This is a genomic window from Pseudomonas sp. BGA-UO-ETr-WB11, from assembly GCF_059567785.1.
Window position 1 is genome coordinate 360,807 of the sequence record NZ_JCAQOS010000005.1, and the last position, 18,401, is coordinate 379,207.

At 59.0% G+C, this 18,401-nt stretch carries 15 protein-coding genes; 11 read left to right on the forward strand and 4 right to left on the reverse strand.

Going from position 1 to position 18,401, the window contains the following annotated elements; translation table 11 throughout:
- Positions 1–163 precede the first annotated feature (163 nt).
- The 4 genes from AC56DI_RS07060 (at position 164) to AC56DI_RS07075 (ending at position 3,132) form a co-directional block, all read left to right on the forward strand.
- Positions 164–847 (forward strand): response regulator transcription factor, encoded by a 684-nt coding sequence (locus AC56DI_RS07060; RefSeq protein ID WP_496345516.1) that lies wholly within the window; start codon positions 164–166, stop codon positions 845–847.
- Positions 837–2,123 carry a sensor histidine kinase gene (locus tag AC56DI_RS07065; RefSeq protein ID WP_496345517.1) on the forward strand — a complete coding sequence of 429 codons (1,287 nt, stop codon included), beginning with the start codon at positions 837–839 and terminating at the stop codon, positions 2,121–2,123. Before AC56DI_RS07060 ends, AC56DI_RS07065 begins: the two co-directional genes overlap by 11 nt.
- An 86-nt stretch (positions 2,124–2,209) precedes the next feature.
- Positions 2,210–2,911, forward strand: a complete 702-nt coding sequence (locus tag AC56DI_RS07070) for a lipopolysaccharide kinase InaA family protein (protein ID WP_496345518.1) — start codon at positions 2,210–2,212, stop codon at positions 2,909–2,911.
- Positions 2,911–3,132 (forward strand): hypothetical protein, encoded by a 222-nt coding sequence (locus tag AC56DI_RS07075; protein WP_496345519.1) that lies wholly within the window; start codon positions 2,911–2,913, stop codon positions 3,130–3,132. Before AC56DI_RS07070 ends, AC56DI_RS07075 begins: the two co-directional genes overlap by 1 nt.
- Before the next feature lie 71 nt (positions 3,133–3,203).
- Here AC56DI_RS07075 and AC56DI_RS07080 read toward each other — a convergent pair whose 3' ends face one another.
- The gene (locus AC56DI_RS07080) at positions 3,204–4,379 is read right to left on the reverse strand and encodes a thiolase family protein (RefSeq protein WP_496345520.1); all 1,176 of its coding nucleotides are present in this window, start codon (positions 4,377–4,379) and stop codon (positions 3,204–3,206) included.
- Between the two features lie 174 nt (positions 4,380–4,553).
- Between AC56DI_RS07080 and AC56DI_RS07085 the strand changes: the two genes are divergently transcribed.
- The 4 genes from AC56DI_RS07085 to AC56DI_RS07100 all read left to right on the forward strand — a co-directional run bounded on the left by AC56DI_RS07085 (position 4,554) and on the right by AC56DI_RS07100 (position 12,537).
- Positions 4,554–6,236: a fatty acid--CoA ligase gene (locus tag AC56DI_RS07085; RefSeq protein WP_496345521.1), complete on the forward strand. Its 1,683-nt coding sequence runs from the start codon at positions 4,554–4,556 to the stop codon at positions 6,234–6,236.
- Positions 6,237–6,466: 230 nt separating this feature from the next.
- On the forward strand, positions 6,467–8,260 hold the full coding sequence (locus AC56DI_RS07090; protein WP_496345522.1) for a DUF1302 domain-containing protein: 1,794 nt from the start codon (positions 6,467–6,469) through the stop codon (positions 8,258–8,260).
- 31 nt (positions 8,261–8,291) lie between these two features.
- Complete coding sequence (locus AC56DI_RS07095; protein ID WP_496345523.1) at positions 8,292–9,659, forward strand: DUF1329 domain-containing protein; 1,368 nt, start codon at positions 8,292–8,294, stop codon at positions 9,657–9,659.
- 145 nt (positions 9,660–9,804) lie between these two features.
- The gene (locus AC56DI_RS07100; protein ID WP_496345524.1) at positions 9,805–12,537 is read left to right on the forward strand and encodes a winged helix-turn-helix domain-containing protein; all 2,733 of its coding nucleotides are present in this window, start codon (positions 9,805–9,807) and stop codon (positions 12,535–12,537) included.
- Here AC56DI_RS07100 and AC56DI_RS07105 read toward each other — a convergent pair.
- Positions 12,526–13,383: a hypothetical protein gene (locus AC56DI_RS07105; protein WP_496345525.1), complete on the reverse strand. Its 858-nt coding sequence runs from the start codon at positions 13,381–13,383 to the stop codon at positions 12,526–12,528. The two genes, AC56DI_RS07100 and AC56DI_RS07105, sit on opposite strands and share 12 nt — an antisense overlap.
- 98 nt (positions 13,384–13,481) lie before the next feature.
- Between AC56DI_RS07105 and AC56DI_RS07110 the strand changes: the two genes are divergently transcribed.
- Both AC56DI_RS07110 and AC56DI_RS07115 read left to right on the forward strand, forming a co-directional pair.
- On the forward strand, positions 13,482–14,159 hold the full coding sequence (locus tag AC56DI_RS07110; RefSeq protein WP_496345822.1) for a TetR/AcrR family transcriptional regulator: 678 nt from the start codon (positions 13,482–13,484) through the stop codon (positions 14,157–14,159).
- An 89-nt stretch (positions 14,160–14,248) separates the two neighbouring features.
- Positions 14,249–15,190 (forward strand): alpha/beta fold hydrolase, encoded by a 942-nt coding sequence (locus AC56DI_RS07115; protein WP_496345526.1) that lies wholly within the window; start codon positions 14,249–14,251, stop codon positions 15,188–15,190.
- 47 nt (positions 15,191–15,237) lie between these two features.
- Here AC56DI_RS07115 and AC56DI_RS07120 read toward each other — a convergent pair whose 3' ends face one another.
- Both AC56DI_RS07120 and AC56DI_RS07125 read right to left on the reverse strand, forming a co-directional pair.
- Positions 15,238–16,074 carry a metal-dependent hydrolase gene (locus AC56DI_RS07120; protein ID WP_496345527.1) on the reverse strand — a complete coding sequence of 279 codons (837 nt, stop codon included), beginning with the start codon at positions 16,072–16,074 and terminating at the stop codon, positions 15,238–15,240.
- 205 nt (positions 16,075–16,279) lie between these two features.
- Entirely contained in the window at positions 16,280–17,122 is an 843-nt protein-coding gene (locus AC56DI_RS07125) for a metal-dependent hydrolase (protein WP_496345528.1), read from the reverse strand.
- 125 nt (positions 17,123–17,247) lie between these two features.
- On the opposite strand from AC56DI_RS07125, the gene AC56DI_RS07130 reads away from it, so the two are divergent.
- Entirely contained in the window at positions 17,248–18,267 is a 1,020-nt protein-coding gene (locus tag AC56DI_RS07130) for an AraC family transcriptional regulator (protein ID WP_496345529.1), read from the forward strand.
- Positions 18,268–18,401 lie beyond the last annotated feature (134 nt).

Below are 18,401 nucleotides of genomic sequence, written 5' to 3' on the forward strand. Positions count from 1 at the left end.
TTCACCCGTGCAATGTCATGGTGCGCACCCAGAGGTTGGGGCTTTGACACTGTGCTGCAGGACGTGTCGAGGCGGTGTTCGCTGGATGTGAAAATTCTGTCAGAGCCTTTAAGTTGCACTTAAGCTGGCACGCCGAAAGTGGGCGAAGACAAAGGGGGAGCCCATGCGCATTCTGTTAGTTGAAGATAATCGCGACATTCTGGCCAATCTGGCCGATTACCTAGAGATGAAGGGCTACAGCGTCGATTGCGCTCAGGATGGTTTATCCGGCCTGCATTTGGCGGCAACCGAGCACTACGACCTGATTGTCTTGGATGTGATGCTGCCTGGGTTGGATGGCTACACCCTGTGCCGGCGCTTGCGTGAGGATGCGCGGCGGGAAACCCCGGTGATCATGCTGACCGCCCGTGATCAGCTGGATGACCGTCTACAGGGCTTCAAGGCCGGTGCCGACGACTATCTGGTCAAGCCTTTTGCGCTGTCCGAGTTGACCGCGCGAATCGAGGCGGTACTGCGCCGCGCCCAGGGTGGCGGCAAGCGTTGCCTGCAGGTGGCCGACCTGACTTACGACCTCGATACGCTGGAGGTCACGCGGGCCGGGCGTTTGCTCAAGCTCAATCCTGTGGGCTTGAAGCTGCTGGCTGTATTGATGCAGAAGAGCCCCCATGTGCTGCGCCGCGAAGTGCTGGAAGAGGCGCTTTGGGGCGACGACTGCCCGGACAGCGACAGCTTGCGCAGCCACATTCATCAATTGCGTCAGGTGATCGATAAACCCTTCCCGCGGCCGTTGCTGCAGACCTTGCATGGGGTCGGTTATCGCCTGGCGGAGGTCGCCGATGGAGTTTAAGCAGGGCCTGTCGCAACGGATTGTGATCGCTTTCGTGCTAATGACGCTGCTGGTGGGCGGCGTCTTTGGCTTGGGCATCGTCAAGGCTGTGCATGTGATGGAGGAGCGGCTGCTCTCCGGGGTGTTGCGCGGCGACCTGGATCGCTTGCTGTTGATGGATACGGTCGATGACTGGCGGCACAAGCCACAGCCGGATCAGTTGTTTCATTTCTCCGACGGTCCTGGGCGCTTTGCCTTGCCGGCGTATCTACAGAACTTGCAGCCGGGCTTTCAGGAGGTTTTCCATGGTGAGCATGCCTACCATGCGTTTGTCCGCGAGGTAGAAGGGCGCAAATACGTATTGCTGCAGGATCAAAGCGATTTCGAAGACCGTGAGCAGGCCCTGTACTCGGTGGTGCTGGTGGGGTTTATTGTCAGTCTTGGTCTGGCCATGCTGCTGGGGCGGCTGCTGGCACGCAAGGTGATCGAGCCGGTGGTGCGTTTGGCCCAGCAGGTGCGTCAGCCCGAACAACTGCTGGCTCTGGCTCCAGCTTTGGCGCTGGATTATGCCAATGACGAAGTTGGTCAGTTGGCGTCGGCGTTTGACGATGCGCTGGGGATGTTGCGCCATGCACTCAAGCGCGAACAGCTGTTTACCAGCGATGTCAGCCACGAGTTGCGTACGCCGTTGATGGTACTGGCCAGCTCGTGCGAGTTGCTGCAGGAAAACCCTTCGCTGGACACCCGTGGGCGTGCTCAGGTGCAGCGTGTTGCCCGTGCCAGTGAAGAAATGCGCGAACTGGTGCAAACCTTTTTGCTCCTGGCGCGTGATCAGGGCGATGCCGCTGCCATGGCGGTGCAAAGCACCTTGGCTGTTGTCGCCGATGAGTTGGCCCAGCAGTGGCGCCAGCCTATGGAGAGCAAGGGGCTGCAGTTCATCTATGAGCAGAGTGTTACAGGCGCTCAGCGTTATCACGCAGTCTTTCTGCGTACCGTGCTGGGCAACCTGTTACGCAATGCTTGGCACTACACCAACAGCGGACAAATTACCCTGCGGGTCGATGATCAGGGCTTTACCGTTGAGGACACGGGGGTTGGCATCCCCGAGAGTGAGCGCGAGGCTATGTTTCAACCGTTTGTCCGCGGCGGCGAACAGCGGGGTGATGGCCTAGGGCTGGGCCTGTCACTGGTGCGGCGCATCTGTGTCAGTCAGGGCTGGAGCGTCGAGCTGACGGCGATGGAGCCTAGCGGTTGCCGCTTTCAGGTGGTTTTGGCGTCGGCTCAGGTACGTTTCTGACGGTGCATATCCTGCTAGCCCTGAGCGGTACTGATGTTGTTATGCTCATTGCATCCCCCTGATTATTCGTCGCTAGGAACGATTTCATGCCGGTTGATGTCAATGTATTGCTGAAGCTTGATCCGCAAGACGCTTTTGATCAGTGGCTGGCATTGCCAGGAGAGTGGGTCGAGCCACCGAATAGCCGTCGGGGTGGCGAAAGTGGAGTCAAACGGGTGCGCACCGCGAGTGGTGCCGTGCTGTATTGCAAGCAACAGGTGGCACATACCTACCATTCGTTGCGATACCCATTTGGCTATCCCACCGCCATGCGTGAACGTGATGTGTTACGGGCCTGCATTGCGCTCAAGGTCACGGTGCCGAAAGTGGTGTATGCCCATTGCCGTAAGGTCGCGGGTGTATGGCAGGCGTTATTGGTTACAGAGGCGCTTGAGGGTTTTAGCAGTCTGGAAGAGTGTTACGCGCGGGGTGATGAGCAGGTGTGGGGCGAAGCCCAGCATCAGCAGATTTTACAGGCGCTTGGCGCTTGTATTGCACGCTTCAATCGGGGGCGCTGGCAGCATGGTTGTTTACGCATGAAGCATGTTTTTGTGCGGGTGCAGGGCGAAGACGTAGAGGTCGCGTTACTTGATCTGGAGAAAAGCCGGCAGCGTTTCACTGTGGGCCAAGCCGCGCAGCATGACATTGAACAGTTAAAGCGCCGTTCGTCGTGGTCTGATTTGCAGTGGCAAGCATTCATCTATGGTTATGAAACAGCGTTTGGCAGCGCTTTCAAGGGGTTGAGATGATGAAGCTAGAAATTGCACGAGGTTTTTTTCTCGCTGGGGCGCTGGGCATTACGTCGTTTGCGGCAATGGCCTGGAGTGAGCCGGCGCCTGCGGTGCTGAGTGGTTTGAGTGGTCAGGAATACTGTCGGTTGCCGATTAATGCCGGAGCTGAGGTGCAAGTGCAGCCTGATCAGGATTTGCTCCTGTTGATGTTCGGGCTGACCCAGGGGCTGAAGTCCTGAGGGTAGTCGTTGATGATGTCTGCATATAAAAAAGCCCCGAACCAGTCGGGGCTTTTTATTGCGCGCGCGAGTTAGATCAGCTCAATGGCTACCGCGGTAGCTTCGCCGCCACCGATGCACAGCGAGGCCACGCCACGCTTGCCGCCGGTGCGTTGCAGGGCGTTGATCAGAGTGACGATGATGCGTGAGCCGGTAGACCCTACAGGGTGACCTTGGGCGCAGGCGCCGCCGTAGACGTTGACCTTGGCGTGATCCAGGCCATGTTCACGCATGGCCAGCATGGTCACCATGGCGAAAGCTTCGTTGATCTCGAACAGGTCCACGTCGTTCTTGTCCCAGCCGGCTTTTTTCAGCAGGTTGGTCATTGCACCGATCGGTGCAATGGTGAACTCGCTCGGGTCCTGACTCTGGGTGGCGTGGGCAACAATCTTGGCCAGTGGCTTGAGGCCGCGCTTGGCCGCTTCTTCGGCCGTCATCAGCACCAGGGCGCTGGCGCCGTCGGAGATCGAGCTGGCGTTGGCGGCGGTAATGGTGCCGTCTTTGCGGAAGGCTGGCTTGAGCCCCGGAATTTTTTCCAGATTGGCGTTCAGTGGCTGCTCGTCGTCTTTGACCAGTACGTCGCCTTTGCGGCTGCTGACGGTGACTGGGACGATTTCACTGGCCAGCACGCCGCTGTTGATGGCGTTCTGGGCGCGCTTCAGTGATTCGATGGCGTAGGCGTCCATCTCTTCGCGGCTGATTCCGTATTGGTCCGCCGTTTCCTGGGCAAAGGAGCCCATCAGCCGACCTGTGCGGGCATCTTCCAGGCCGTCGAGGAACATGTGGTCTTTGATTTCACCGTGGCCCATGCGCAGGCCGGTGCGAGCTTTCTCCAGGATGTATGGCGCGTTGGACATGCTTTCCATGCCGCCGGCGACCATTACGCTGTTGCTGCCGGCTTTGAGGGCGTCGTGGGCCAGCATTACGGCTTTCATCCCTGAGCCACAGAGTTTGTTGACGGTGGTGCAGCCAGCAGCACTTGGCAAGCCGGCACCCAGGGCGGCCTGACGTGCTGGGCCTTGCTTGAGGCCGGCGGGCAGTACGCAACCCATGATCACTTCTTCTACATCGCCAGGTTGAATGCCGGCGCGAGCAACCGCTTCGCGGATGGCGATGGCGCCCAGTTCAACGGCCGGAACACTGGACAGGCTGCCCTGGAAGCCGCCCATGGGGGTGCGGGCGCCGCTAACGATGACGATATCGGACATCACAAACTACCTCTGAGGATGATCGGCCGCGACCGGCCAAGGGCTTTTATTCTATCGCGTGACTGGAAGTGGCTGAAGAGTCATCGGGCAAATCATTCTTTTGGCTGATTTGCCGCTGCGCACCGCGTCCTAGACTGCCGCCAGTCATAAAAACAATGCGTGCAGGTGCTTTCCATGTTGCAGACCCGAATCATCCCGTCGGCGCCCAATGCCTACCAGTACCCCTTGCTGATCAAAAGTTTGCTGTTGTCGGGCAGTCGTTATGAGCGCACCCGCGAGATCGTTTATCGCGACCAGCTGCGTTACAGCTATGCCACCTTTAATGAGCGTGTGGCGCGTCTGGCCAATGTCTTGACTGACGCCGGCGTGCGGGCCGGTGATACGGTTGCCGTGATGGATTGGGACAGTCACCGCTACCTGGAGTGCATGTTTGCTATTCCGATGATTGGCGCGGTGCTGCACACCATCAACATTCGCCTGTCGGCCGACCAGATTCTCTACACCATGAATCACGCCGACGACAAACTCGTGCTGGTGAACAGCGAGTTCGTACCGCTCTACAACAGCATCGTCGGCCAGCTGACCACGGTCGAAAAGACCCTGCTACTGACCGACGCCGAAGACAAAACTGCCGATCTTCCGGGCTTGGTCGGCGAGTATGAAACCCTGTTGGCTGCTGCCGGCAGCCGCTATGCCTTTGCCGATTTTGACGAAAACTCGGTGGCCACCACCTTCTACACCACGGGTACTACGGGTAATCCGAAGGGGGTGTACTTCACTCATCGGCAGTTGGTGTTGCACACCCTGGCGGCTGCGGCGACTGTGGGGAGTCTCGACAGCATTCGCCTGATGGGCACCGATGACGTCTACATGCCTATCACGCCGATGTTCCATGTACATGCCTGGGGCCTGCCGTATGTGGCGACCATGCTCGGGGTTAAGCAGGTTTATCCAGGGCGCTACGATCCCGAGTTGCTGGTGGACCTGTGGAAGCGCGAGAAGGTGACCTTCTCCCACTGTGTGCCGACCATCCTGCAGATGATACTCAACGCCAAGGGCGCGGCCGGCGTCGATTTTGGTGGCTGGAAGTTGATCATCGGCGGCAGCGCCTTGAATCGCTCGTTGTACGAGGCCTCCAAAGCACGCGGTATTCAGCTGACGGCTGCCTACGGCATGTCGGAAACCTGTCCGCTGATCTCCTGTGCTCATATCAACGAAGAGTTGCTGGCCGGTAGCGAAGATGAACGCACCACCTACCGGATCAAGGCCGGTGTGCCAGTGCCAATGGTCGAGACGGCGATCATGACCACCGATGGACGCTTCCTGCCTCACGATGGCGAAGCCCAGGGCGAGCTGGTGCTGCGTGCTCCCTGGCTGACTCAGGGCTATTTCCGCGAGCCGCAGAAGGGTGAGGAACTCTGGGAGCACGGCTGGTTGCACACCGGTGACGTGGCCACTCTCGATGGTATGGGTTTTATCGATATTCGTGACCGCATCAAGGACGTGATCAAAACCGGTGGTGAGTGGGTTTCCTCGCTGGAGCTGGAAGACCTGATCAGTCGTCACCCTGCGGTGCGGGAAGTCGCCGTGGTTGGCATCGCCGATCCGCAGTGGGGTGAACGGCCGTTTGCCTTGCTGGTCTTGCGTGAAGGCGCCGAGCTGGATGCTCGTGGATTGAAGGAGCATCTCAAGCCTTTCGTTGAGCAAGGGCATATCAACAAGTGGGCTATTCCCACGCAGATTGCCCTTGTTACCGATATTCCCAAGACCAGTGTCGGCAAGCTCGATAAGAAACGTATTCGCCTGGATATCGCCCAGTGGCAGGCGGCTGGCAGTACCTTCCTATCGACGCTCTAAGTCGCGGCCGTTGCACCTTGTCGGTGTGACTGCTCGGTCAAACAAGCGTTTGGCTTGTAAATTGCTGTTCTGCAGTCGCACCGTGCGGGGTTGGCGTTGTGACTGCCTTGGCGAAACCTGCGAGCCAGAGTGTTTGCAGGGTGCAAATCACCCTTTCGAGGGATCAAGCAGTACCGACTGCTGGCTATAGTCCGCAGCATCCATAACAAAAAGCACATGGAGTAGAGTCGATGACAACAACAAGAACCTTCTGGCGTCTGGCAAAGCTGCCAATGGCCGTCAGCCTGGCTTCCGCACTCGCCGCTCCGGCCTATGCGGTTAACTTCAATATTGGTGAAATCGAAGGTCAAGTCGACTCCTCGCTGTCGGTAGGCGCAAGCTGGTCGATGCGTGGTGCCGAACCTGCTCTGGTCGGTTCGCGCAACGGCGGCGGCGCGTCTTCGCAGACTGGCGATGATGGTCGTTTGAACTTCAAGAAGGGTGAAACTTTCTCGAAAATCTTTAAGGGCATTCACGATCTTGAGTTGAAATACGGCGATACCGGCGTATTCGTGCGTGGCAAGTACTGGTACGACTTTGAACTGAAAGATGAACACCGCCTGCTTTACGACATCAGCGATAGCAATCGTAAACAAGCCGCGCAATCGTCGGGCGCAGAAATCCTCGATGCATTTATTTATCACAACTACAACATCGCCGACCTGCCGGGTTCCGTGCGTTTGGGTAAGCAAGTTGTAAGTTGGGGTGAAAGTACTTTTATCCAGAACAGTATCAACTCAATCAACCCGGTTGACGTGGCCGCTTTCCGTCGTCCCGGTGCCGAGATCAAGGAAGGTCTGATCCCGGTTAATATGTTCTATGTGTCGCAGAGCTTTACCGATAACTTGTCGGCTGAGGCTTTTTATCAGATCGAGTGGGACCAGACAGTTGTAGACAACTGCGGTACTTTCTTTGCGTCTGATGTTGGCGCAGATGGCTGTAATGATCGCCTTGCCATCGCGGGCAGCGATTTCGACGGCCCAGGTGGTACCGGTTACAAATATGTGGGTCGCCTAAGCGACAAAGATGCGCGTGACAGTGGTCAGTACGGTATTGCGTTGCGCTGGTTCTCCCCAGAGCTGAATGACACAGAGTTCGGTTTCTACACTATGAATTATCATAGCCGTACACCGATCGCTACTTATGTCGCAGGCCAAAGTGTTTACCTGTTGCCTAACTCGGTTGAAGATCCGTCCACCGGTGAGCTGTACAGCAAATACTTCCTCGAGTATCCGGAAGATATTCGTCTGCACGGCGTCAGCTTTGCCACCAACATTGGTTCCACTGCGGTCAATGGTGAAATTAGCTATCGGCCAAACATGCCAATGCAGATCAACACCACCGATCTGACCTTGGGCGCTATTGCTCAGGGGCCTTTGGCTCAGGCGCTTGGGGTTAATACTAACCTTCCGATATTCACCAGCGGTCATGCGGCTTTTGGTGCTGGCGAAGAATTGACGGGTTATGTGCGTAAGCCATTGACTCAGGCTCAAGTGACTGCAACTCAATTCTTTGATCAGGTTGCCGGCGCTGAACGTCTGACCTTGGTAGGTGAAGTGGGTTACTCCCACGTTAGCAACCTCGGGCAGAACGAGCTGCGTTTCGGTCGCGCTCCTGAATTTGGCGCGGGCGAGTATCCAACCAATACCTTGTGTACTGGCATTGCAAACCCGGCTAACCCTGATGAGTGCAACGACACCGGCTTCTACACCAACACCTCTTGGGGCTACCGCACTCGCGCCATCCTCGACTACAACGATGCGTTTGCCGGTGTAAACCTCAAGCCAAACGTAGCCTGGTCCCATGACGTTGATGGTTACGGCCCTACCTTCAACGAAGGCAACAAAGCCATCAGCGTTGGTCTGGATGCCGAGTACCAGAACACCTACACCGCTAGTCTTTCCTACACCGATTTCTTCGGTGGCGAATACAACACTACGGTTGACCGCGACTTCCTTGCGCTCAGCGTTGGCGTGAACTTCTAAGCGGACAGGAATTTTGAGGGAATATATGAAAATGATTACAACAAAAAACTTGCTGCAGACTGGCGTATTGGCCCTGTCGCTGCTGGCCACCAGTGTGATGGCTGCTGTTTCTGCTGATGAAGCTGCCAAACTCGGTACTACTCTGACTCCGTTGGGCGCCGAGAAAGCCGGTAATGCTGATGGTTCGATTCCAGAGTGGACTGGTGGTCTGCCACAGAATGCCGGTGCTGTTGATGCCAAGGGCTTCGTAGCCGATCCGTTCCCGAGCGAAACGGCGTTGTTCACCATCACTGCGCAGAACGTTGATCAATACAAAGACAAGCTGACCCCTGGCCAGCTGGCGATGTTCAAGCGTTATCCAACCAGCTACAAGATTCCGGTATTCCCGACCCATCGTACGGCGACCGTGCCAGCCGCTGTTGCTGCTGCCGTAAAAGCCAACGCCACGAACACCAAGCTGATTCAGAACGGTAACGGTCTGGAGAATTTCAGCCTGGCCTATCCGTTCCCAATTCCGCAAAATGGTGTTGAAGCGATCTGGAACCAGATCACCCGTTATCGCGGTGGCAGCGTCCGTCGTCTGGTCAACCAGGCAACTCCGCAGCCGAATGGTTCGTACTCGATGGTGTCGTTCGAAGACGAGTTCACCTTCCGCAGTGCCCTGAAGGACTACGACGCAAGCAAGCCGAGCAACGTGTTGTTCTACTTCAAGCAGCGTGTGACCGCGCCGTCGCGTCTGGCCGGTGGTGTGTTGCTGGTGCACGAAACCATCGACCAAGTGAAGGAGCCGCGTCTGGCGTGGCTGTACAACGCAGGTCAGCGTCGTGTGCGCCGTGCTCCGCAGGTGTCCTATGACGGCCCAGGTACCGCTTCCGACGGTCTGCGTACCTCCGACAACTTCGACATGTACAACGGTGCGCCGGATCGTTACGAGTGGAAGCTGGAAGGCAAAAAGGAAATCTACATTCCTTACAACAGCTACCGTCTGGATTCGCCGAACCTGAAGTACGACGAAATCATCAAGGCTGGCCACATCAACCAGGATCTGACTCGTTACGAGCTGCACCGCGTATGGCATGTAGTGGCAACCCTGAAGCCGGGCGAGCGTCACATCTACGCCAAGCGTGACATCTACATCGACGAAGACACCTGGCAGGCTGTAGAAATCGACCACTACGACGGTCGCGGTACCCTGTGGCGTGTAGCTGAAGCTCACTCCCAGTACTACTACGACAAGCAAGTGCCGTGGTATGCCGTGGAAACCCTGTATGACCTGCTGTCCGGTCGTTACCTGGCGCTGGGTATGAAGAACGAGGAGAAACAAGCCTACGACTTCAACTACACCGCTTCGGAAAGCGATTACACCCCGGCTGCACTGCGTCAGGAAGGCGTGCGCTAAGCACCCCGTTTTACGCGCAAGAGAACCGGCCTACGGGCCGGTTTTTTATTGCCTGTCATAAAGGGGCTTCAAATGCCGTGCGCAAGGGGCTAGGCTGCGCAGCGTCGCATGTCCGCGCTGCCGTCTATAGGCCAGACACCCCGTGATGATGGATTTTTCTCGCTCAAAAGCTGCTGAAAGTGCTCCTGATGAGAGCGCAGATGAACGGTTTTTTCGTCCGCCGCTGCCCTTGGGCTATGTGTCCAGGCCACGTCTGTGCGCGCGCCTGAACCAGGGTTTGCAAGGGCGTTTATTGCTGTTAACGGCTCCGGCTGGCTTTGGTAAGAGCTCCCTGGCTAGCGAGTTTTGTCAGCAGTTGCCCGCCAACTGGCGCAGCCTGTGGCTAGGTTTGAGTCGCCGCGACAGTGATCCAGGGCGCTTTCTTGAGCGCCTGCTGGACGGTCTGCGACAGTTTTTTCCCGGCTTGGGTGATGAGGCCGTGGCGTTGCTAAAAATCCGCCAGCGGCACCAGCCTTTTGCCTATGAAGAGTGGCTGGATGGTGTGCTTGACGAGATGGCGCAGCAGTTGAGCACGCGTGCACCGGTATTGGTGGTGCTGGATGACTATCATCTGGCGCAGGGTGCGGTGCTGGACCGTTGCCTGCAGTTTTTCCTTAATCATTTACCTGTTGGCATACACCTGTTGGTGACCAGTCGCCAGCGGCCGGATTGGCATCTGGCGCGCCTGCGCTTATCGCAGCAGTTGCTGGAGCTGACTGAGCAGGACCTGCGCCTGACCGAAGGCGAAAGCCGCGAGCTGGTTGATCGTCAGGATGTGCACGTACCGCAGGACAGCCTGGATAATCTGTTGCAGCGCAGCGAGGGCTGGGTAGCCGGTTTACGCCTGTGGCTGCTGACTGACACAGATGGGCAGAACAGCACCCGGGCGCGGGCGGTACATGGCGCCGAGGGGTTGGTGCGAGATTATCTGCTGGATGAGGTGATCGAGCGGCAAACCCCGGAAGTTCAAGCGTTCCTCTATGAAACTGCCTGCATGGAGCGCTTTTGCGCCGAACTGTGTGATGCCCTACGTGACAGTCACGACAGCGCCGCGATCTTGCGCCACCTACAGAGCAATCAGGTGTTTCTGGTGCCGCTGGACGAGCAGGGGCATTGGTTTCGCTATCACCATCTGTTCTCAGATTTACTCCGGGCCCGGCCGCCCCTCACCGTGCCGCAAGCCAGCTTGCACTTGCGTGCCTGCCGTTGGTTCAGTGCCCAGGGGTTGCTGCACGAGGCGGTCGAGCAGGCTTTGTTCGCTGGGCAGCCCGATGTGGCCGCCAGTCTGGTGCAAGGGCTGTCCGAAGAGCAGTTGCTGGCCGAGCAGAACGTCGGCATGTTGCTGCGCTGGAAGATGGACCTGCCCGACAGTCTGTTGAGCAGCACACCACGACTGATCATGATTTACAGCTGGGCGTTGGTGCTGGCCTGTCAACTTGACGCCGCCGAAGATCTGGCTGTCCAGCTTGAACGCTTTTTGCCAGCGCCCACGGCGAGTGCTCAACAAGACTTGTTGGCCCGCTGGCTGGCGTTGTCCGGCGTGATAGCTCGGGGTCGAGGTCAGGTGGCGCTGGCTGAGCAGTACAGCGCTGAAGCCCTGGCGAGCCTGGCCAGCGAGCACTTCGGCCTGCGCTTGATGTGCCTGTCGACCCTGGCCAACCTGGCTGTTGTTGATGGGGACTTATGGCGCGCACGGGGTTTCAACCGTGAGGGTTTGGAGCTGGCGCAGCGTATCGGCAATCCGCTGTTTGAGGGGTTGGCCTATTACGACCGTGCCCGTGTGCTGCAAGCGCGTGGTGAGGTGCGGCGGGCCCTGGCTGAAGTTCGCCTGGGCCTCAATCGCCTGGCTGATTTGCCGACCACACGGCTGTATGCCGTGCGGGCTCGTCTGACCTTGTACGAAGGCTACCTGCTCAGTTTGCAGCTGCAGCCGGAGGCCGCCCGCTTGAAGTTGCTGGCCGGCATCAACGAAGCGCGCGCTTGTCGCGACGTCAGCCTGCTGATTGGCTACTGCGTGTTGGCCAGCCTTGAGGGGCGCAGCGGTCGGCTGCCCGAAGCCTTTGCTCAGTTGGCGGAAGCCGAGCGTCTGATGCATATCTGGGATGTGCCGGCGATTTACTACGTGGCCATGATTACCCTGGTCAAATGCGAGCTGTGGCTGCTGCAAGGTCAGCTGGAGTTGGCGCCCGCCTGGCTGACGCGCCTGGCCGAGACCTATGGCGGCGAGCAGGGCGCAGCGGCGCCAGAGTTCCATCCGCAACTGCCGCTGCATATCGAGTTGCAACAGGCCGCTCTGGAGCGGCAGCAGGGCTCGCTGGAGTCTTCTGAGCGGCGTTTACGGGCGTTGTTGTTGCGGGTGGAAGAGGCCGGGGCGCATTTGCTCGGCAGTATTGTCCAGGTCCATCTGGTGCAAGTGCTGCTGGCCCAGGGGCGTGAGCCGCAGGCGCTGGAGGTGCTTGGGCGCTGTCTGGATGGTACGGCGGGTGGCGCTTTACTGCCGTTTCGCGAGTTGCTTGAGCAGCGCCCGCAGTGGCTAAGTGAACAGCTCCAGGCGCGGCCCGAAAGCCCGCAGCGTGAGGCCCTGCTGCAGTTATTGCCGGAGGCTAGCGCGGCGCCGGAAGCACCGGAGCTGGCAAGCCTGAATGAGGCCTTGAGCAGTCGTGAGCTGGCCGTGCTGCAGTTGATTGCTCAGGGCTGTTCAAATCAGGAAATCAGCGAGCGCTTGTTTATCTCGCTGAATACGGTGAAAACCCACGCCCGGCACATCAACAGCAAGCTTGATGTTGAGCGGCGCACCCAGGCGGTGGCGCGAGCCAAGGCGCTCGGCTTACTGAGCTGATTCGGGCGGCGACAGGTCCAGGTGAACGGCGGGCGCGGAGTTCTGCTGCAGCGGCTGAGCCTGCTGGCGGTCGACATCTGCCTGTATCACGGCCAATACCGGCACCAGCTCGCTGAGGCTGCTGCGTACCTGCGGGTAGTTGTGGCTGGCGGCCAGTTGCTCGATTCGCGCCAGCAGTTCCGGGCGCGCGGCTGCGGGCAGGTGGACGAACAAGTCCGGCAACTGCTTGGCCAGTTCGGCGCCATATAGCACCAGATCGTCTCGGCTGAATTGCTTGCTCAACTGCAGATAATCCAGCGCGCTGGAGGTCAGCATGGCGGCGGCAGCCTTGGCCTCCTGCAGGCCTTTGAGGCGCACTGGGTTGCGTTGTTCGTTGGGCGATAGGGTCGTCCAGAACTCGGTGGTGAGGGTGAACAGCACCGCCTGCTGACGCATCGAATAGGTCATCAACCCCAGTGCTTCGGCACCATAAGGCTGTTGCTTGGCGCCGAAATCAAAGTACAGGCGCATCAGCTCTTTGAGCTGCAGCAGCACCTCCCGCGCTTCGTTCTGGCGCAGTTCCAGCGGCGCGTAGATATTCAGTTGCGGCTTGAAGTTCTCCTCGCTGACCAGGCGCAGGTAGATCGGCCCGGTGAACTCGCCGCTGCGCCGCGGCAGGGCATTGGCCTGGGTCTTATCGATTTTCTCCAGGGCCGCAATCATTTGTCGGTAATCGGCGCTGTTCCATGGACGCTGCACGTCGGGGATTTTTTCGCCAAGGTAGAACAGCTCTGCGGCACCTACTGGCGCGCATAAAACCAGTAAAAGGATGGCCAGCGGCCAGAGCGGGCGGCGTGTTAGCTTCATCGGCGATCAGCAGTCCGGAGGGTGAGGGCGAGGCCAAGAGTAACCAGCTCGAAGGCCGTCGTCACCCGCGCCTTGGTTGGGAGCAAATAATGATGCAACTGGATGGCGCACAGCCGGGTGCGGTGCGCGCGGTATTCGAGGACCTGGGCGGCTACGGAGCAGTCGCGCGCGAGCAGAGTGGCGGGGTGGAAGGGCCGTTGGTTGGCCATTTGCAACGCACCAATATCCAGTTGGCGGCCATCCCGGTGTTTGCCAGCAAGGGCCTGGTCGAGACCACGGTGAATGATTTGCTGGTGGCGGCCAAGGTCTCGCGTCGCACCTTCTACAAGTACTTCAACAACAAGATGGATGTGCTGGAAGGCATCTACCAGACCGCTGTTTCGTTGCTGTTGGCGCGCTTTCGCGATATGCAGTACGCCACTGGCAGCTCGCCGGCCTGGCTGCGCAGCATGGTGTCGCTGTTCTTCGATTACCACTTGGCTGTGGGGCCGATCATTCGCCTCATGCAAGAGGAAGCGCTGCGGGCCGATTCACCTTTGGCGGCCCATCGGCAACGGGCTCACCTGGAAATGGTCGAGCTGCTGACCGAGCGGCTGCATGACCCGCATTCGACACGTGATCCGTTGACTTATCGGGCGTTGATCTGGGCCCTGGAAGCCGCCTCGCTGGAGCTACTTGGCAGTGCGGCCAAGCGTGCGGACATCGAGCGGGCCAAGGCGGTACTGGGCGATTTATTGATCGCCTCGTTGTGTCCTGAACCCCCTCCGGCCGCTTGAGCGACACACCCTTCGGCTGGGCGCAACATCCCTAGTGTGCATGCTCTGATAGCCGCTCATAACAACAACAGTATTGATGAGGTGCTTGCATGTCGAACGCTCAAACTGCCCTGCAACCGCCCTTGGCGGCCGGGGTCGCGCGCCTGGGTTTTGGTCCGCTGTCGCTGGCGGGCCTGAAGGACCGCTACGCCCATCCGGACAGCGGCTCGCGGTTTATCGAACTGGGCGGTTTCAATGTTCACTACCGCGATGAAGGCGACCGTAACAAGCCAGCGTTGGTGCTGATCCATGGGGTTGTTGCTTCATTGCACACCTGGGATGACTGGCTACCGGCCTTTGCGGCGGACTACCGGGTGATTCGTTTCGATGTGCCTGGCTTTGGCCTCACCGGCCCGGCGCCAGATGGCGTTTACTCGGCCGAGCGCATGATTGAGGTGTTCGACTTGCTGCTGGATCAACTGGGCGTCAGTCAGGCGTCTCTGGTTGGCAATTCCCTGGGTGGCTATATCGCCTGGAACTATGCCGTGCTCAAACCTGCGCGGGTAAACAAGCTAGTGCTGATCGATCCTGCCGGTTACCCGATGGCCAAGGTGCCATGGATGATCGCCTCCGCTGCCTTGCCAGGCGCCACGCTGGCGATGCCGCTGTGGATGCCGCAGGCGTTGATCGCCCAGGGCGTGAAGGAGGTTTACGGTGACCGTGGGCGGATTAAGTCGGGGGTCATTCAGCGCTATTACGACCTCAGTCGCCGCCCCGGCAATCGCAAATCGATGATGCAGATCTTCCGTGTGCTGCTGCAGGTCAATCGCGACGAGCTGCATACCACGCCTGCGCGGGTGGCGCAGATCAAGGCACCAACCCTGTTGCTTTGGGGTGAGCGTGATCGCTGGATTTCACCTAAGCACGTGCCGCTCTGGCAGCGTGATCTGCCGGGTATCGAGGTGAAGGTTTATCCGGGTGTTGGGCATGTGCCGATGGAAGAGATACCAGCCCAAAGCGCGGCCGATGCTCGGCGCTTTTTGCTGGGCTGACCACATGCCAAAAAAAGGCCCCGCGAGGGGCCTTTTTTTATGTCGACTCAGGCTGCGGCGGTGGCGGCGGGTTCAAATTCGCTGCTGAACTTCTCCAGCAGTTCGAGATTGTTGTGCTGCCAGGGGTGGAAGCCGGCTTTGAAGAAGTCCAGGTAGGCACCGATCAGTGGGCGGAAAATCCCCTGTTTGCCCCACGTCCATTGCAGGCCATCGCGCCACAGGCGCCAGTTCCACAGCAGGCCGTCGCGTTTGAGCATATGCAGCAGGCCGCGCGTGGAGTCGAGGAAGAAGAAAAAGGTGCCCATCAGCATGGCCCGGCGCAGCAGTTTGCGGCTGCCGCAGACCTGGTTGTAAACGTCGAAGGCCACGGCTTTGTGCTCGGTTTCTTCTAATGCATGCCAGCGCCACAAGCGCGCCATGGCCGGGTGTGCGCCGGCCAGTGCGGCGGGGTTTTGCAGCAAGCCGTCGGCGAGGATCGCGGTGATGTGCTCCAGTGCTGCGGTGGCCGCCAGTTGGCGTTGCGGCGAGAACTTCTTCTGGGTGAAGCGAATCCGTGCCTGGGCGCGGCGCTCGATGGTGGTGATGTCGTAGCCCAGGTCGCGCAGGCGGTTGCTGTATTCCATGTGTTCACGGCTGTGATGGCCTTCCTGGCCGATAAAGCCCCGAATCTGCTCCTTCAATACCGGGTCGCTGATCTGGTCGCGGAACTGCCGCACCGAGTCGATGAAGAAGCGTTCGCCGTCGGGGAACAGCACCGACATCGAATCAAACAGATGTGTCTTGAACGCATCGCCGCCATGCCAATGGCGCGGTAGCGGCTTGGGCAGGTTGAAGTCCAGGTGACGAGGGCGAATCTGCAAACCTGCCGGTGTAGTGCTGGCCATGGTGACTCCCTGAGAGTGGCGTGAGCGTGGCCGGACTATGGCGCCGCGCTGGCAGCGGGCACAGGTGCACATCAGCCAATGTTGCAGTCATATGTGGCCATTGCCGGTTTGCCAGTCGAACGGTAGGGCTGGTCGCTAGCCCTAGTGTTGCGGGGCTTTAAAACAAAAAGGCCCCGTTAGGGGTCTTTGCTTTTGTAGCTGAGAGTTAGGCTGCTACGGCCTTGGTCGTGGCTTCGTCGAACTCGTCGCGGTACTGCTCAACCAGGTGCAGGTTGTTGTGTTGCCAAGGGTGGAAGCCGGTCTTATAGAAGTCTGCATAGGCGCCTACAAGCTTGCGGAAGATGCCGTCTTTGCCCCACAGCCAAACCAGGCCGTCACGCCAGACTCGCCAGTTCCACAGCAGGCCGTCGCGCTTGAGCATATGGATCAAGCCCTTGGTGGTGTCGAAGGTGAAAAAGAAGGTGCTCTGCAACATGGCCCGGCGCAGCAGCCATTTGCTGCCGCTCACTTGTTGGAACACATCAAAGGCCACTGCCTTGTGTTCAGTCTCTTCCAGGGCATGCCAGCGCCACAGTTTGGCCATCGCCGGGTCGGCGCCGGCGGTCCATTGCGGATTGCTCAACACAGCATCGGCCATGATGGCGGTGAGGTGTTCTACCGAGGTAGTGGCCGCTAGCTGGAGCTTGGCGGGCAGGTGCTTGCGCACAAATGCCAGGCGGCGCTTGATGCCGCGCTCCAGGTAGTCAACGTCATAGCCGAGGTCGCGCAGGCGCTGGCTGTATTCCAGATGCTCACGGCTGTGGTGGCCTTCCTGGCCGATAAACCCGCGGATCTGCTCATTCAGGGTGGCGTCGCTGATCTGGTCGCGAAACAAGCGCACCGAATCGATAAAGAAACGCTCGCCATCGGGAAACAGCACCGACATCGCATCGAACAGGTGGGTCTTGAACGCATCGCCGCCGTGCCAGTGGCGCGGCAATGGGTTGGGCAGGTCAAAGTCCAGGTGGCGGGGACGAATCTGCAAACCGGGCGGCGTGGTGCTGATCATGACAACTCCCTGTGGGCAAACAAAATCTAGAGCTTTAACTCTAGGCTTGTTAGCGAGCACGGCCAAGGTTATCTTCTGCCAATATTCGGGTCATATCCGGCCAGAAAACTCATAAGAATAACAAGATGAAACCGCCACTTAATCTCACCACCGAGTTGGTGCCGTTGACCTATGTCGAGGCCCTGCTGGAGTTGGCACACACCTTTGGGGTTGAGCGTGACGCGTTGTTTGCGGCTGCGCGGGTTAAGCCTCAGGTGCTGCAACACCCTAACGGGCGGGTGTCGTTTATCGACTTCAACCTACTCGCCATTGCCGCCTTGCAGGCCTGCCATGAGCCCGCTCTGGGGCTGTTGCTGGGCCAGCGTCTGAACGTGTCCAGCCACGGCATTCTCGGATATGCGGTGCTGGCCAGCGCCAACCTCGGCCAAGCCATTCAATTTGCCCTGAAGTATTACCGGGTGCTGGGCCTGACCTTCGATCTGGAGTTGATTGAGCACCCTGAGCGCATGGAGTTACGGGCCATCGAGTCGATGCCCATGGGCCCGCTGACGCGCTTCGCCGCCGAGGGCTTGTTGGCGAGCTTGTACAGCATCGCGCGCTTTCTCGTTGGGGTCGATCTGCAAGGCCTGACGGTGGGCTTTGCCCATGCGGCGCCGGCTCATGCCGAGCGCTACCGCGAGATCTTCGGTGTGGCGGCGCAGTTCGATCAGCCTTGGCATTCGCTGAGCATGCCCAAACGCTATTTGGCTCAACCGATGGCCCTGGCCAATCCTGGCACCGTGCAGATGTGCGAGCAGCAATGCGAGGCCTTGCTCTCCACCCTTGATGTGCAGGAAGGGTTGCTGACCCGCGTGCGGCGTTTGCTGCTGGCCCGTCCTGGGGATTTTCCCAACCTGCATAGCGCCGCCCAGGCGCTGCACACCAGCGGCCGCAGCCTGCGCCGGCACTTGTCTGACCTCGGCACCAGCTACCAGCAGGTGCTTGATGAGGTGCGCAAGCGTCTGGCGCTGCAGTACCTGAGCACCACGCAGTTGCCGCTGTATGAGATTGCCTTCTTGCTGGGTTTTAGCGACCCGTCGAATTTCCGGCGGGCGTTCAAGAAGTGGACTGGCAAGACACCTGGCGACTACCGCCGTGATAGCTAACAGGCCGTTGAAAAATTACCTGCGTTGGCAATACTGCGTTAAAAACGGCCTCAAAATGCTCATTTACAGCCTGTAAACTCCGCTTTCTCGGCCGTTTTTGCCTTGTCTTGCCCGCCTCGCCTACATTTTTCAAC